This window comes from Lentibacillus jeotgali, from assembly GCF_000224785.1.
GTDB classification, from domain to species: Bacteria; Bacillota; Bacilli; order Bacillales; family Amphibacillaceae; genus Lentibacillus; species Lentibacillus jeotgali.
This window is the reverse complement of sequence record NZ_AGAV01000019.1, coordinates 82410-98797: the sequence shown is the minus strand read 5'-3', so window position 1 is coordinate 98797 and position 16388 is coordinate 82410. Positions and strand designations below refer to the sequence as shown.

Sequence of the window (16388 nt, the reverse complement as noted above, 5' to 3'; positions counted from 1 at the left end):
CCGGATTTTTTGAACAACCACTATTAGCGATTATCAACCTTTTCGGGATACAAATCATGGTTCATAAGGCGATGATCGGCCATTTGTCCAAATCTGGTATCCGGCTTTCCATAGTTGCAATACGGATCAATAGATATACCACCACGGGGTGTGAATTTGCCCCACACCTCAATGTATCGCGGATCCAGCAAATCAATTAAGTCATTCATGATAATATTGATGCAGTCTTCATGAAAATCTCCATGATTCCGAAAACTGAACAAATACAGCTTTAAGGATTTGCTTTCTACTATTTTTTGGTCTGGTATGTAGCTGATATAGACTGTCGCAAAATCAGGTTGCCCGGTTTGCGGACAAAGTGTCGTAAATTCAGGACAGTTGAATTTGATAAAATAATCCCTGTCAGGATGTAAGTTTTCAATTACCTCGAGCACTTCAGGTGTATAGTCAAACTGGTAACCTGTCCCTTGATTTCCCAATTGTGTTAAGCCCTGTAAATCATTACGTCGCTGTGTCATCGCAAAAAACCTCCTGCCCAACATTTGGCAAATAAAAAAACCACGGCCTAAGGCACATGGTTTAACAATTCGTAATCATCTGTCCTTAGTTTTTTATAGAGGGTTAAAGCTAAGAACCTCTACCGTCTTCAAGAACGGATATAGTTTTATCCAATTCACGCAAAGTTATTGTATAACGGAAATAGACTTTTGTCAAATTACTAGACTCTACTAATACGGCGGTTGCGCGAATTTTGGGGGTTGCCGCGCGATTTTGATGGCTTACCGCGCGGAATCCCCTGGTTATTGCGCGATCAGCATAACTGCTTGCGAGAAACTGAAAATCAAATTTCGCTCGTACTCGTGACATCAACACTTTTTAACGCCTGTGATGCCAGACGGTCCGCTTCCTGATTATGCTTTCTGGGAATCAGCTCATATTCCGGGTCAATCCCTAGCCTGTCAAGATCGTTTTCAATCCTGTCGGCCCATCGATTCAATTCCGCTTCATAACACGGCCACTCACCTTTCAGCTGATTAATGACAACCTGCGAATCACCGGCAAACGTTACTGTCAGATGGTGGACACCCATGAATTCCAGCGCCTGTACAGCCAGATGCAATGCCGCATACTCAGCTTCATTGTTGGTTTCAAGTTCCTCGACGCGAGCATTTTTACGCTGGCGCCAAGATTTTTCGTTCTGTTCATAATAGATAACACAGCCCAGACCAGAGTTTCTAGTGGTCAGGTCAAAACCGCCGTCAAAATAGACTGTCACCTCATGTGGCTCGGTATTAAGAGCCTCCATCTGTTTTTTTAACTCCTTCATCGTCCATTTACTCTCATATTGATCAATGAATATGATTTCTTTTGCCCGGCCTGTTTTTTCCAGATCTTCAGCCAAGAGAAGTGCTTTAGCCGCCCGCATTTCATCGGAACTGAACGAAGCTTCCGTGCCTTTGGGTGTGATATATGATAACTCAATCCTGACATTCATGGTAAAATCACCTTTGTGAAATGTATTGGTTCGTCTTACACAGTGTTCCCGTTTTATCTTGTCATTATTTTCGGGAAAAGTCAGCTAAAGCCCAGACCCGGCTTGTTGGACAGCTTAGCCGTTGCGCCATGCCATGTGATGCCGCCTTCCTCAGGCTGTTCTTTCAGCCATAATGCTGCGTCAAGATCATAGTATGTAATGTTGCTGTGGGCATAAGCGAGATGTACGGCTGCAGTTAACGAAACGGCCGATTCCATCATGCTGCCAATCATACACTCAATACCTGCACTTTTCGCTGTATCGGCAATTTGCTTCGCCCGGCGAATTCCACCGCTCTTCATTAGCTTAATATTCAGTAAATCAACCGCTTCCATTTTGATCAGACGAAACGCATCGAATGGGGAAAAGAGACTTTCGTCCGCCATAATTGGTGTGTCAACCCGGTCACGGACATACTTCAGTCCTTCAAAGTCATTTGCCGGGACTGGCTGTTCAATCAGTTCAATGTTCACATTTTCTTCTAAATAACGAATGATTTTAACCGCTTGTTTCCGAGTCCATCCCTGATTGGCATCTAAACGCAGTGCTGCGTCATCACCTACAGCCGCACGTATTTTTTCTAACCGGCTAATATCCAATTGTTCGTCACTGCCCACTTTGATCTTCAGTGTATTATACCCCTGTCTGATCCTTTCTTTCGCATCCTGCTGCATAACTTCCGGCGCATCAATACTGATCGTCATATCTGTTTCAGGAAACGCCGATCTGCCGCCGAGATACTGATGCAACGGGAGGCCATAAAGCTTACAATAAGTATCGTGAAGTGCAATATCAACGGCAGCCTTGGCACTTGTATTGCCGACACAGCTCGTCTCCACGTTTGTTAAAATATCTTCTAATTCCTCGATATTACGATTGAGCACAGCCTGATTGATGGGCCCTTCAATCGCCGCCTGAATGCTGGCAAGTGATTCCCCCGTAATCTGCCATGTGGATGCAGCCGAGCCTGTACCGAACGCACCATTTTCCAGACGAATCTCAATATCGATCACTTCAATTTCCGTAACCTTCCGCAATGCTGTTTTAAATGCTTTCTTCAATGGCATGGTTGTCCATTTTGTGCGGACTTCAGTAATTTTCAAAAGCGGCCCCCTATTCAAAACTCCATTATTCACTTCCCCAAATAAATGACACTCTACATATAAAAATCTATGCTGTTTCCTAAGAAAATTGTTGTTTTTTTACATAAAATCCATAAACTGCGACGTAAAGGTTGAGTGGAATAACGTCGCTTCGGAAATACACTTCGCTTTCCGTGGGCGGCTGGTGAGCCTCCGCGTGCTGACGCACTGCGGGGTCTCACCTATGCCTCTGCTCCCACAGGAGTCTCCGTGTATTTCCTCCGCTAAGTTTTGTTCACTATATCTTGGTAAAACAAAATATTTTATGACAGATAAAACTGGATTGCTTAACGCTTAAAAGCAGCTGGAATATGCGAGACTCCTGTGGGACAGCGAGCCTAAGAGACCCCACAGCGAGCGTTCTATGCGAGCGAGGAGGCTTGTGGTGAGCCCACGGAAAGCGAGTATATTCCAGCTGCGTCGTTAGAGATTCTCGCTAACTTCTGGTTTGTGTCGCAATTTATATCAACTGTAAGATAAATAATAGTAATCTTTACTGAAAGAGACAAAATCCATAAATCCAGATTACTTGAGTGCACAGATCCTAAACAAGTTCTTCAAGAATTTTGCTGGCTGTAAACATCTAGTATCCGCCAACATCAAACGTCTCTTTTATGCCCGTATCTTATTCAGCCAAACAACACCCATCCTCCATTCGCAGCTATCTTTCTCATGTCTTCATCCGGGTTCACGACAATCGGATATTTGACAAACTGAAACAATGGGACATCACTTTTACTGTCGGCATATGCCCATGTTTCCTCCGTCTCGTCTCCAGTCAGATTGCCCAGCCCCTTCTGGCATTCATGCTCGTGAATTTATGAATCAAGTCATAATGGGCATCCTTTGTACCCATCGCAACACGTTTCTGAAAAAACGCATTAAGTTCGGTTTGCGTCATGCCCTTAAACGACTTCGCAAAAGCTTTAAAAAATCGCATGCGAAACGCATTTTTGCCTTTAATCAGACCTCCAGCTGCCGCTTTAACAATACCTGTTCCAACCACGCTCCACTGTTTCCAGCCAAATGATTTATTTGCTGCTTGAAACATCACTTTAAATGAATTGCCCTGATACAGGGTGCCGTCAAAGCCTACTGTCACAACGCCCAGGGGTACCACCTCTTCATTTTATTGTAAGCTAGTCCGGTAAAAAAGTAAATATTCGGAAAAGAAGCAGCATGATCCGCGCGGTTAGAAATATGGCCGAATCCAGAAAAACTGTTGACAGCAATTAAATTCCGCTGTAAATTGGATATAATTATTCAATTTCATAGTGATTCTTTTTCTTATCCAGAGAGGTGGAGGGACTGGCCCTGTGAAGCCTCGGCAACAGACTTCAAAAGTACTGTGCCAATTCCAGTAAGCGTCAAGCTTTTTAGATAAGAAGCATCAGGTACTTGTTTACCCTCTTCTTATCCGGAAGAGGTTTTTTTGATTTATGGCGCTTTACTACATATCGGAGGAGGGATATCATGTCCTATCAGAAACACCATAGTGAAACAGTTTTTACCCAGATCGGCAACCGGAAAGAAGAAGCATTAAAAGCGGTCAGCACCCCGATTTACTTATCCACTTCCTACAGACACAACGAGATTGGGCATGGCAATGGCTACGATTATACGCGGACGGGCAACCCAACACGGGATGTTTTTGAAGAAGCAATGGCCAACCTTGAAAATGGCGACAAAGCATTTGCCACAAGCTCCGGAATGAGTGCGATTCAGCTTGTATTTTCGCTGTTTAGAAGCGGGGATCATGTCATAACTTGTCGTGATGTTTACGGCGGATCCTATCGCTATTTTGATTTGCTCGAACAAAAGCAGGGCTTTGCATTTACATACTGGATTGGCAGCGATGCGCACGAATTGCAAAAGCAAATCAAGTCAAACACGAAAGCGATCTATATCGAAACTCCGACGAACCCGCTCATGACAAACATTGATATGACAGCTGTTTCGAGTGTGGCCAAAGCGAATAATCTGCTTTTTATCGTGGACAACACGGTATATACGCCTTACCTTCAAAAACCGATTGATGAGGGGGCTGACATCGTGATCCACAGCGCCACCAAGTATCTTGCCGGGCACAATGACGTCCTGGCCGGTGTCGTTGTGTCCAAAGGAATGGAATTAAGTGAAGAGCTCGCTTATATCCACAATTCAACAGGATCAACTCTGTCACCATTCGACTGCTGGCTTGTCATGCGTGGCATGAAAACCCTGCCCCTCCGCATGCGCCAGCACGAACAGAATGCAAAACAACTTATGGAATATCTTGAATCTGAGCCGCTCGTCAGAAACGTACTTTATCCAGGCAAGGGTGGTATGCTAAGCTTTTTCCTAAAAGATGAAAATCGTGTGGTGCCATTTCTACGGGCATTAAATGTGCTCACATTTGCTGAAAGCCTTGGTGGTGTTGAAAGCCTGATCACCTATCCGGCAACACAGACACATGCTGAAATTCCCGTAGACGTGCGCAATTCATACGGCCTGACCAACGAACTTTTGCGGCTGTCAGTAGGGATAGAACATGCGGATGATCTGATTCAGGATCTTAAGCAGGGATTTGCCGCAGTGGAAAGGAAGAATGGATAGAGAATAAAGCGGGGTCTTACTGTCTGTTGAAGTCGGGATAAAGCAGTGATGTCCCTTTATTAACGAAAAACGCTTGTTCAAGTACCTGATTTTGTCTGTCTCTGTCACAATTAAAATGCTTAAATTGGTATATCCTAAAAGATGAATCACGCTTGTATAGAACAACTTGGAGGCACATTATGACAAACATCAATTCTCTCAACAAACAGTATATTGCCGGTACTTGGCGCGACGGTAGAAGCAACAATACGTTAACTGATAAAAATCCATACAATGGCGAGCGTATCACGCAATTCAAAATGGCCACCACAGAGGATGTCGATGAAGCTTACAAATCTGCTCAAGATGCAATGGATGAATGGAACCAGATCAACCCTTACAAGCAGCGTGACACGCTCGAAAATGCCGTCACGTACATTGAGGAGCATGAAGAGGACATCACTGATATCATTATTGACGAACTTGGCGGAACACGCCTAAAAGCCGCGTTTGAAATCGGGCTTGTTAAAGACATGATCAAGGAAGCCGCGACATTCCCGCTAAATAAGGAAGGTAAAATTCTGCCTTCCGTGGAAAATGGAAAGGAAAACCGTCTATATCGGATGCCAGCGGGTGTTGTCGGAGTCATCAGCCCGTTTAATTTTCCATTTTTCCTATCCATCAAATCGGTTGCTCCTGCAATCGGTGCTGGCAACGGTGTTGTGCTAAAGGCGCATGAGGAAACGCCTATTATGGGTGGAACACTGATTGCTAAAATTTTTGAAGAAGCAGGCGTCCCAAAAGGTTTGTTTAACGTCGTTGTCACAGATATCAACGAAATCGGGGACACTTTTGTGGAACACCCGATACCAAGAATCATATCGTTTACCGGCTCAACCAAAGTCGGCAGCCATATCGGCCAGTTAGCAGTGAAACATTTCAAAAAGCCGATACTGGAATTAGGCGGCAACAGCGCGTTCATTATCCTTGATGATGCCGACGTTGATTACGCAGTTGAGGCAGCAGCATTCAGCCGGTTTACACATCAGGGGCAAATCTGCATGTCCGCTAACCGCATCATTGTGCATCAATCCATTTACGACGAATTCATCACGAAATATAAGGAGAAAATTGCATCACTCAAAACCGGTGACCCGCGGGATCCGGACACCGTCATTGGCCCTGTTGTGAATGAAGGCGCGGCAGAAAACCTTAAAGCCATTATTGATAAAGGGATCGAACAAGGTGCTACGCCAATTTTGAAAGGCGACATCTCCGGCAATATGGTGGAACCAACCATATTGACTGATGTAACCTCGGACATGGCTGTGGCCCAAGAAGAGCTGTTCGGCCCGGTTGTCAGTGTGATGACATTTGAAACAGACGAAGAGGCAATCAAAATCGCCAATGACACCGAATTCGGATTGAGCGGTGCTGTTCATACATCCGACGGTGAACGCGGTGTTCAATTAGCCAAGAAAGTGCACACCGGCATGGTTCATGTGAACGACATTACGATCAACGACGAACCGATTGTCGCTTTCGGTGGTGAAAAGAAATCCGGTATGGGCCGATTGAATGGCGACTGGAGCCTGGAAGAATTTACAACGCTGAAATGGATCTCTGTCCACTATCAGCAGCGTGAAATCCCATACTAGGGAGATGAAAGACAGTGTCGTACAATCACGACACTGCATAGAATTACTCATTATCCTTTTTCCTATCACGTTTTGCTTTGACGCACCAGAGGGCTATCGCTGAAGTAGCCGCCACTGCACCACCGGCAGCAATCGGACCTTTCTTCAGCTTATTGTCCTCGGTGTAAAACGTATCTTTCAAAACCAAAGTCATGTTTTGTGGACGTTCAGCGAGACGGCGCATGAAATAGCCGAACCAGTCATCGCCAAACGGAATATAGGTGCAGAAGTTGTAGCCTTCATTTGCCAGCTTATTCTGCATATCATTCCGGAAACCGTAAAGCATCTGGAATTCAAATTTATCATGATCAATGTTGTGCTCATCAGCAAACGCTTTCAGTTCATTAATAATATGATGATCATGCGTACCGATGGAAGTGAACGTATCACCCGCGAGCCGCTGTTTGGCAAGCTCCAGAAAGTTGCGGTCGATATCCTGTTTTTCAGGATAGGCAACCTCCTCACTTTCTTTATAGGCCCCTTTGACAATCCGCAGCCGCACATTCTTCAGGTTTTCCATATCTTCCTCTGCGCGGTAAAGATATGATTGAATGACAGTCCCGACATTATCATAGTCTTTGCGAAGAGCCTGCAGCACTTCCAGCGTCTGGTCATAGTGCGAATAGTCCTCCATGTCGATGTTCACAAAAATATTATATTGCCTGGCGATATCGAGAATTTCTCGCATATTCTCAGTACAGTACGCCTGGTCAATGTCCAATCCGAGCTGGGTTAATTTAACTGACAAATGGCAATCCACATTTTCCTCATGGATCGTATTAAGCAGCCTGATGATTTTATCTTTCGCCTCGCCTGCTTCCGTTTTATCGGAAACAAACTCCCCCAGGTTATCAAGCGTACAGCTGATGCCCTGATGATTCAATTCTTTAACCGCTTCCATAACACTTTCAACGGTAGTACCGGCAACAAACTTATCAGCACCCAGGGAAAATCCCCATTTTTTTGCCTGTGTATTCAAAAATCGATTATTTGATAGTCCGATGAAAAAATCGCGCATTACATTTGCCATGATGAAAACTCCCCCGACTTCATTTACAATGGATAGTGTTTAAACAATTGCTAATACTAGAAGATAATTCTATTATACTATAAACAGAGTGAAAAAATAAAATGGAAGTTATAGATATTCAAATGACTGTATTAAGGGCTTCTGGTAAAATTAAGCCTAATGACTCGTAAAAGGAGATTTGACAACATGGCAAACAATTTAAGATTACGCGCACTTGAAAAAGATGATTTAACATTTCTGCACAAACTATTCAACAACCCGGATGTCATGAATTACTGGTTCAGTGAGTCTTATATGTCCATGGAACAACTGAAAGAAAGCTTTGACAAAGATAAGGACAACCCGAAAAACCGTGAATTCATTTTAACAGATGGTGAGAAGCAGCTAGGGTTTGTCGGACTGTTTGACATAGAGCAGCGCCACCGGAATGCGGAATTTGCGATCATGATCGATCCCGCCCATCAGGGAAACGGTTATGCAGGGATGGCGACTAAACTGGCGATGGATTATGCGTTTTCCGTCCTTAACCTTCATAAACTTTACTTAATTGTATCAAAAGTAAACGAAAAGGCCGGTCATGTTTATGAAAAAGCAGGCTTTCAGGTGGAAGGTAAGATGATTGAACACTTTTTTATCAACGGGGCGTATCATGATGGCATTACGATGAGTATTTTTCAGCGGGATTATTGGAAGATGACATAAAATAAGTTACAAAACTGCCGGTGTATAAACCGGCAGCTTTTCGAATGTCAGTGATTCGGACGGTGCCGCTTATTGCGTTTATTATCCAAATTGAGAAATTCCCGATCTTTCGCGAACTCCACATCAGGATCAGGTTTTTGCTTATTAAATCTGTTCTTATTGTTCTGTGTATTCTTATCTTTATTGCGGTTCTTGTTTTGTTCGGACATATGACTTTCCTCCTATCATGTCGTATCACATACTTATTTTCCCCGCCGGTCATCATGTTATGACAAAACGTCTAAGATTTAACAGAATTATTCGTAGGACTTATTGACATTTTTATAATATTCGTATACCTTTTATACTATATTTACATAAAGGGGGAGGATTGACATGGGAGAGTGGCTTGCGAACATAAGTGGTCAAATAAGCGGCTTCGTCTGGGGGTTACCGCTGATTATCCTGTTAGTGGGAACCGGTTTATATTTAACGGTACGATTAGCGTTTTTTTCATTTCGAATGCTTCCATATGCATTGAGTATTACGTTTAAAAAACATGACAAAGAATCCACAGGGGATATCTCCCATTTTCAGGCACTCATGACGGCGCTTGCTGCAACGGTTGGAACTGGTAACGTTGTTGGGGTAGCAACAGCGGTGGTAGCCGGCGGTCCTGGTGCCGTTTTTTGGATGTGGATCACAGCCCTTGTCGGAATGGCAACGAAGTATTCCGAGGGCGTACTCGGGGTAAAATATCGGCAGACGAACGACAAAGGTGAAATGTCTGGTGGGCCGATGTATTATATTGAAAAAGGCCTGGGACAAAAATGGCTGGGTATGATTTTCGCCTTTTTCGCCGTCTTTGCAGCCATCTTCGGAATCGGCAACATGATTCAGGCAAATGCTGCTTCAGATGTTGCCCAGGATGTGTTTAACATTCCGCTTTGGGCAACCGGTCTAATATTTGCCATTCTCGTCGGGCTTGTCATCATCGGCGGCGTTAAAAGTATCGGTCGGACAGTTAGTATTCTCGTTCCTGTCATGGTCGTGTTTTACCTGATAGCCGGCTTTATTATTATTTTTACGAATATCGATATCGTACCACAAGCTTTCGGGTTAATTTTCAGTGATGCCTTTACCGGCCAGGCCGCTGCTGGAGGTGCTATTGGAACAGTTATCCGAATGGGGGTTGCCCGCGGTTTGTTTTCTAACGAAGCAGGTCTGGGTACCGGCGGAATTGCCGCTTCAGCTGCCCGTACAGACGTCCCGGCGCGCCAGGCACTCATTTCCATGACTCAAGTCTTTATCGATACCATTATTGTTTGTACGATTACAGGACTTACACTGACAATGGCTGACTTGTATACGAGCGGTGAAGAAGGTGCTGCGCTCACAGCATCGTCATTTGAAGCACTGCTGCCTGGATATGGTGAGATTATCGTTGCAGTGACGCTTTTAACATTTATCTTCTCGACTATTGTAGGTTGGGGCTATTTCGGTGAGAAATGTTTCACTTACTTGGTAGGAGATAACTTAACCTTACTTTACCGGGTTATCTTTGTACTGGCAATTATCCCGGGAGCTACGCTGTCGCTGGAAACCGTATGGAATCTGGGCGACATTTTCAACGGCTTAATGGCCATACCTAACTTGATCGGCCTCTTATTCTTATCGGGAGTCGTTGTTAAGGAAACGAAACGGTTTAATGCAATACGGTCCGCCGAAAAGAAAAATGCCGCATAGTAAGACGTGTACGGAGCGCCTTGTTCCCTTATGGGGCGGGGCGCTTTCCAATGCCATTTCAGCCTCATTTTCCAATTAAAACTGCTGTTGTCCCTCGATATGCATCTAATTGAGCGTCATCCTGAAATGACTTTTATCATACATTTTAAACAAGCTCCACGATTATACTTCAGAGAGGAGAAAAATGATAATGAATCATGACCTTGAAAATAGCGGTCGAAATCCAACCATTTTAGAGGTGCTCATTTTACTTGTTTTATTCCTGGCAATCGCCTTTTCATTCACCGGTATTTTTAATTTGTCCATTCAATTGGCATTATTTATCGCATTATTTTTGGTCATTTTGCTGGGGCTGAGGCTGGGATATAAGTACGATGATTTACAGGAAGCGCTGAAAAACGGCATCTTCAATGGATTGGAAGCCGTATTAATTTTAATCGCTGTCGGGGCACTCATCGGCACCTGGATCGCAGGCGGTATTGTACCGAGCATTATTTATTTTGGTCTGGAATTTATTCATCCAAGCATATTCTTATTAGCCACTGTCATCCTTTGTGCCATAACATCACTGGCAACAGGAACATCCTGGGGAACCGCCGGAACAGCGGGGATCGCCATGGTTGGTGTCGGAGAAGGATTGGGCATGCCGCTCCCGATGGTTGTGGGGGCTGTTCTTTCAGGTGCCTACTTTGGCGATAAGCTGTCACCGTTGTCCGACAGCACCGTCCTGACTGCTTCGATTACGAAGGTTAACATTGTTGAACACATCAAATCACTGCTCTATGTCAGTGTGCCGGCACTCATTATCAGCGGCACCGCTTTTACAATTGTAGGTTTTACGTATACAGCCGATAACGTGGACTTAAGCAGAGTGAATTCGATTATGACAGCGATCGGCAACGAATTTAATGTCAGCTGGATCATGCTGCTCCCTGCTGCTATCGTCATCGTTTTATTAGCCATGAAAAAACCCGCTTTTCCGACGATTGCATTCGGTGCTTTACTCGGCGCCGTTTGGGCGTCGATATTCCAGAACATGGATTTCGTTTCGGCTTTAGGCACCGCCTATGACGGATTCAGTCTGCAATCCGGCAATGAATTTATGGATGAACTGTTGAACCGCGGCGGCATTACGAGCATGGTCGGGTCGGTGATGGTCATCATCCTCGGACTTGGGTTTGGCGGTTTATTGAATTACATCGGCGCACTGCAGGTTCTTGTTGATTCGTTTACAAAATTCATTAAGAATACTGGCCGTCTATCGGTTTCAACGCTTTTGACCGGATTTTTATCCAATGTGTTTGGCTGTGCCATGTATGTTTCGTTAATCTTAACGCCAAAAATTATGGAGAAGAACTATGACCGTCTGAACGTTGACCGGCGTATTCTTTCTCGGAATACGGAAGTGGGCGGCACATTAACATCAGGGATGGTCCCATGGTCTGATAACGGCATATTCATGGCCGCAATGTTCGGGGTTCCAGTCCTGCAATATGTGCCGTTTCTGTGGCTGAATTTTGCCGCAATCGTCCTTGTGATCATTTACGGCTATACGAATAAATTCATTTGGTATACTGCGCAGGATTCGGAAGGCACACAGACAACATAGCGAAAAGCACCCCATTTAATAAAGCGGGGTGCTTTTTTGTTCGGCGAATTGGATGGTAATTTTAGGTATAACACTTTCCAGTATTGGGTGTCGCGCGATATGATGCAGCTGTCGCGCGAAATTAGATCTGTGTTGCGCGAAATAGTGGCTTGTCGCACGATATTTCATGTTTGTTGCGCGATGTCAAGACCGCGCCGCTCGAAATTCCTCGTTTGCTGCGCGAGTCCTTCCCATGCGTGAAGCTTTCTTCCCCGCATCACAAAGGTTACAATAAATTAGGAAAGGAGTTCAGCCATGACACAATATAACCAGCTGCCTGAGCCAATCAGACATTTAATAGATGATAATCGAAATACCTATCAAAACAATGAATTCAGCGACCTCATCCGTGAAGGCGGATACGTGCCGCCTGAAGAGAATCTTTTGACAGATGCCATCACGGCCTTAAGCATGGGAAAAAATGTGCTGCTGAAAGGCCCGACCGGTTCAGGTAAAACACGATTTGCCGAGACGTTGTCCAATTTGTTTAATCAGCCAATGTTCAATGTCAATTGCTCGGTCGACTTAGACGCGGAAAGCCTGATGGGGTTTAAAACGCTCGACTATGAAGACAACAGACAAATCATTGACTTTGTGCCCGGTCCTGTTACGAATGCGATGAAGAACGGAACATTTCTATATATCGATGAAATTAACATGGCTAAGCCAGAGACGTTGCCGCTCATTAATGGCGTTCTGGACTACCGGCGCACCATCACTAACCCGTTCACCGAGGAAATTATTACTGCCAAAGATGGTTTTGGTGTCGTTGCCGCGATCAATGAAGGCTATGTCGGGACGGTCCCGCTCAATGAAGCCCTGAAAAACCGATTCGTCGTTATTGATATTCCTTATTTGCAAGGTAAGCAACTGAAAGAACTGATTCAGAACACCAGCCGTCTGGAGGATGGACGGACAATTGACTTGTTCGTACAGCTTTCCGAAGATCTGATTCAGGCGGTAGCCCAGGGCAAGCTGGCAGAAGATGCCGCATCAGTCCGCGCATTGATTGATGCTTGTGACCTGAGTGCGATGATCCCGCCAAAAAGGGCTATTCGCCGCGCCATTGCAGATAAACTAGACGAAGATCGGGAAAAGGAATTCGTCATGACCATGACTGAAACGCTCTTCAGCTAAAATTGGGGTGGGTATTAGAGTGTTACACTACCTCGAATAGGAGAATTTGTATGTTTCGATTCCGTGAAACCAATATCGATACCCGACTATACCTGCAGTTACAGGATCTGGCATCGGTGCTCTCAGGGATTCCTGAGTTAAAATTTGACTATGCCTATGGGTCAGCGATCGATAATGAACAATATAAACTAACTGCAAGTGCCAATTGGGGGATTGGCAACGCCAAAGCCAAGGAGGCTGGACTCAAAACGGATATCCTGTTGCGGACGGTTGGAACGTTGCATCATTCTGATATTCAGACAATGCAGCAATTTATGGAAAATATGTCCGAATCAGGTCTCCCGAAATTTGCCGGTCAGCTATTCACACTGTTTGAAAATATTCGGCTTGAAGAAATCGTCAAAAAGCAGCGTCCCGGGACAGCGGGATTATTTACGATTCGCAGAGACTACTTAAACCGGTATTTTACCCAGCAGCTGGAGGCAAATGTGACGCGGAGTCTCTCCCTTGATGAATTATACTGTCTTGTTTATTTGCTGACACAGGCTAAGACACCCGATCCTTCATTCCCGGCGGCCAATGACAGACAAGTTAAACAGCTGGAGAGACTAAAACCGATGATTTTTCAGTTATTTGACGCCGGCAGTACAAGCGATATAGTCCGAATTACTGAACAGATCGTCTTTCGGCTGGAATCTGATTATACCGACATGGTGCATGAATATGTCATACTTCCAATCGCCAACCTTTCCAGCTATACAGAAAAAAATGCCTTTGATGAGCTAACCCGCACCGACTCGCTTGCCAATGAAAGCCTTGAGGAGGATGTCAGTGAGGAAGACAGTGAAACATTCGAACAGCAATTTTCCACCTGGCACGGCGAAAACGAAAATGCCGACCGCAAGCAAAATTTCATGCAGTTTGAATTGGAACAAGGTACACGCTCAAGCCTGATGGGTGAAGGCGCCCGCGAAACCGAGGAAGGCGACCAGGCTATGGCCGCCATGCAGGGTGCATCAGGAAAAAGCGAGCAAAATGATTATTCTGAGATGGAAGCCATGGAAAAACGCCAGGACAATCAGAACACCGAGTCTGCCGGCGGTGCCTATGGCCGGGAAAATCAGTACGCTGTTAAGGTGATTAAAAACGCTGAAGCACCGACTGATGCAGATGTAAAGCTATATCACCAATATGCCGACGAAATCGCACCTTATCAGCGCCGGCTTTCGAAAACAATTGAAAAAATGCTAGAGCATAAACGGCAATCACCCCGAAGCAACTTGACGACCGGCCGTTTGTCAAAAAAACTGGTATCAGCGGCAACCGAAGAATTTCCACGGCTTTTCTATAAAAAAGATGAAGAATCAAAGGAAATGGATGCTGCCTTTACCCTGCTCGTCGATTGCTCAGCCTCCATGCTGAATAAGATGGAAGAAACCAAAAAAGGAATTGTCCTGTTCCATGAGGTACTGAAAGATTTGAAAATCCCCCATTCCATCATCGGTTTCTGGGAAGAAGCAACAGCAGTAAAAGATCAGTTCCAGCCCAATTATTTTCATGTGATTCATTCCTTTCGTGACTCGCTTTATCAGAACAACGGCGCGAAGATTATGCAGCTGGAAGCCCAGGAAGATAACCGCGATGGTTACAGCATCCGTGTCGCAGCCGAGGAATTGGAAGCCCGGAGTGAAAAGAACCGCTTCCTGCTTGTTTTCTCAGACGGCGAACCAGCCGCATCGAATTACAATGAAAATGGCATCGTGGACACGACCCTTGCTGTTTCCGAGACCCGCAAAAAAGGTATGGATGTTATCGGCATGTTTCTAGCAGAAGGCCACATCAGCGAACAAGAAGACGAACTGATGCGCAACATTTATGGTAGAGAGCGTATCATGATTCCGACAGTTTCCGAATTGCCGGAACACTTTGCTCCCCTGCTGAAGAGATTGCTGTTGAAAATGCTGTAAGTAGAGGGTTGTCTTGCACGAGTTGAGGCTGCTCTCGCTCAAGTTAGAGGCACGCTCGCACGAGTTGGGAACGTTCTCGCACAAGTTAGGGGTGCTTTTGCACGAGTTAGGAGCGCTCTCGCACGAGTTGAGACTGGTCTTGCACAAGTTTGAGGCACTCCCGCTCAAATTTGAGTAGCTACCGCACGGGTTAGACCCGCTCCCGCTCAAGTTTGAGGCTGTAACTATACGTCTCCCTTGCGCCGCCTCTTCCCAATCACTTGCTCCAGGGCCCCGGTTCCCATAAACACACCACACAAGATCAGGAAAAAACCGGCAGCATGATTCAAGGTAATTGTTTCATTTAAAAAGATTGCCGAGCCGGTGACTGCGAAAAGCGTATTCAGATTGATGAAAATCGCCGATTCGGCGGGCCCGACTTTTTTAATCGCATGATTATACGTCATGTGACCGAATGCTGTCGCCAATACAGCACTGAATAAGAAAACGGAAGCGAGCTGCCAGTCAATCAATCTGGTAATCTCCTGAACCCCCGATCCAAGCGCCTGGCTCGCCAGAAAGATAAACACAGCACCAATCACAAGCATATAACCCGTAGCGAGCCTTGCGTCAAACGTCGGTTTCAATTTGCTTATCAAAACAAAACTAAACCCTTGGACCAACACACCCAAAAATACGATAAAATCGCCCAGTGATATTCCTGTCAGCTCCCCTGTCCCGGTCATCGTCGTCAGAACGACACCGACAAATCCTAGTACAAATCCAAAAATGCGCAGCCACGACATACGCTGACGCAAAATAATAAAAGCCATCATCACCGTGATAAGCGGGTTCATTCCCAATATCAGTGACCCATTAATGCCGCTTGTTATCTCCAGACCAATCGCAACAAGCGAATGATGCAAAATAACATTAAAAATCGATATGTAAAAAATAATGAGCCACTCATGCTTGTACGGCAGCCTGAATATCCCCATCGCAGAACAAATCACTAAAACGGCAACTCCTGCTGTCATTACCCTAAAGGCGGTTAATAGCATCGGATCGATCGCATCAACCAGCACTTTGATTGCCGATACATTCAGCCCCCACATCAGCATGACCAGTAATAAAAGCGTATAAATCCTGACCATAAATTAATTCACCCAATTTCCAAGCAGACTTAAACTATTATAATATCAAATCTATTAAGAAATTTCTTTCCTCCCGCCTGCAATATTATGTTACGCTTC

At 45.1% G+C, this 16388-nt stretch carries 14 protein-coding genes and 2 riboswitches; of the genes, 7 read left to right on the top strand and 7 right to left on the bottom strand.

All coding sequences use genetic code 11. The features are described 5' to 3' along the window. Positions 1–23: 23 nt before the first annotated feature. The 4 genes from queF to ON01_RS15915 all read right to left on the bottom strand — a co-directional run bounded on the left by queF (position 24) and on the right by ON01_RS15915 (position 3778). Complete coding sequence (queF, locus tag ON01_RS15930; protein WP_010532002.1) at positions 24–518, bottom strand: preQ(1) synthase; 495 nt, start codon at positions 516–518, stop codon at positions 24–26. Positions 519–597: 79 nt separating this feature from the next. Beyond that, a riboswitch (PreQ1 riboswitch) is annotated at positions 598–644 on the bottom strand. A gap of 197 nt (positions 645–841) precedes the next feature. After that, positions 842–1495 (bottom strand): ribonuclease H family protein, encoded by a 654-nt coding sequence (locus tag ON01_RS15925; protein WP_010532001.1) that lies wholly within the window; start codon positions 1493–1495, stop codon positions 842–844. Between the two features lie 80 nt (positions 1496–1575). After that, the gene (locus ON01_RS15920; RefSeq protein ID WP_010532000.1) at positions 1576–2637 is read right to left on the bottom strand and encodes a dipeptide epimerase; all 1062 of its coding nucleotides are present in this window, start codon (positions 2635–2637) and stop codon (positions 1576–1578) included. An 817-nt stretch (positions 2638–3454) separates the two neighbouring features. Next, on the bottom strand, positions 3455–3778 hold the full coding sequence (locus ON01_RS15915) for an HAD family hydrolase (protein WP_010531998.1): 324 nt from the start codon (positions 3776–3778) through the stop codon (positions 3455–3457). Positions 3779–3960: 182 nt separating this feature from the next. Next, positions 3961–4063: riboswitch (SAM riboswitch) on the top strand. A gap of 86 nt (positions 4064–4149) precedes the next feature. Here ON01_RS15915 and ON01_RS15910 point away from each other — a divergent pair. Both ON01_RS15910 and ON01_RS15905 read left to right on the top strand, forming a co-directional pair. After that, positions 4150–5271, top strand: coding sequence for a PLP-dependent transferase (locus ON01_RS15910; protein ID WP_010531997.1), 1122 nt, complete (start codon positions 4150–4152; stop codon positions 5269–5271). A gap of 179 nt (positions 5272–5450) precedes the next feature. Beyond that, entirely contained in the window at positions 5451–6908 is a 1458-nt protein-coding gene (locus ON01_RS15905; protein ID WP_010531996.1) for an aldehyde dehydrogenase family protein, read from the top strand. 43 nt (positions 6909–6951) lie between these two features. On the opposite strand, the gene ON01_RS15900 is transcribed toward ON01_RS15905, so the two are convergent. Continuing rightward, positions 6952–7977: a proline dehydrogenase family protein gene (locus ON01_RS15900; RefSeq protein ID WP_010531995.1), complete on the bottom strand. Its 1026-nt coding sequence runs from the start codon at positions 7975–7977 to the stop codon at positions 6952–6954. Positions 7978–8163: 186 nt separating this feature from the next. Here ON01_RS15900 and ON01_RS15895 point away from each other — a divergent pair, with 186 nt between their 5' ends. Beyond that, positions 8164–8679, top strand: coding sequence for a GNAT family N-acetyltransferase (locus ON01_RS15895; protein WP_010531994.1), 516 nt, complete (start codon positions 8164–8166; stop codon positions 8677–8679). A gap of 47 nt (positions 8680–8726) precedes the next feature. Here the strand turns inward: ON01_RS15895 and ON01_RS19640 are convergent, their stop codons facing one another. Then, positions 8727–8888: a hypothetical protein gene (locus tag ON01_RS19640; RefSeq protein ID WP_010531993.1), complete on the bottom strand. Its 162-nt coding sequence runs from the start codon at positions 8886–8888 to the stop codon at positions 8727–8729. 166 nt (positions 8889–9054) lie between these two features. Between ON01_RS19640 and ON01_RS15890 the strand changes: the two genes are divergently transcribed. The 4 genes from ON01_RS15890 to ON01_RS15875 all read left to right on the top strand — a co-directional run bounded on the left by ON01_RS15890 (position 9055) and on the right by ON01_RS15875 (position 15156). Continuing rightward, positions 9055–10404, top strand: a complete 1350-nt coding sequence (locus ON01_RS15890) for an alanine/glycine:cation symporter family protein (protein ID WP_010531992.1) — start codon at positions 9055–9057, stop codon at positions 10402–10404. Positions 10405–10546: 142 nt separating this feature from the next. After that, positions 10547–12013: a Na+/H+ antiporter NhaC gene (gene nhaC, locus ON01_RS15885; protein ID WP_280990996.1), complete on the top strand. Its 1467-nt coding sequence runs from the start codon at positions 10547–10549 to the stop codon at positions 12011–12013. A gap of 294 nt (positions 12014–12307) precedes the next feature. After that, complete coding sequence (locus ON01_RS15880; protein WP_010531990.1) at positions 12308–13189, top strand: ATP-binding protein; 882 nt, start codon at positions 12308–12310, stop codon at positions 13187–13189. A 50-nt stretch (positions 13190–13239) separates the two neighbouring features. Beyond that, positions 13240–15156 (top strand): vWA domain-containing protein, encoded by a 1917-nt coding sequence (locus ON01_RS15875; RefSeq protein WP_010531989.1) that lies wholly within the window; start codon positions 13240–13242, stop codon positions 15154–15156. Between the two features lie 224 nt (positions 15157–15380). Here the strand turns inward: ON01_RS15875 and ON01_RS15870 are convergent, their stop codons facing one another. Next, complete coding sequence (locus tag ON01_RS15870; RefSeq protein ID WP_010531988.1) at positions 15381–16289, bottom strand: DMT family transporter; 909 nt, start codon at positions 16287–16289, stop codon at positions 15381–15383. Positions 16290–16388: the final 99 nt, after the last annotated feature.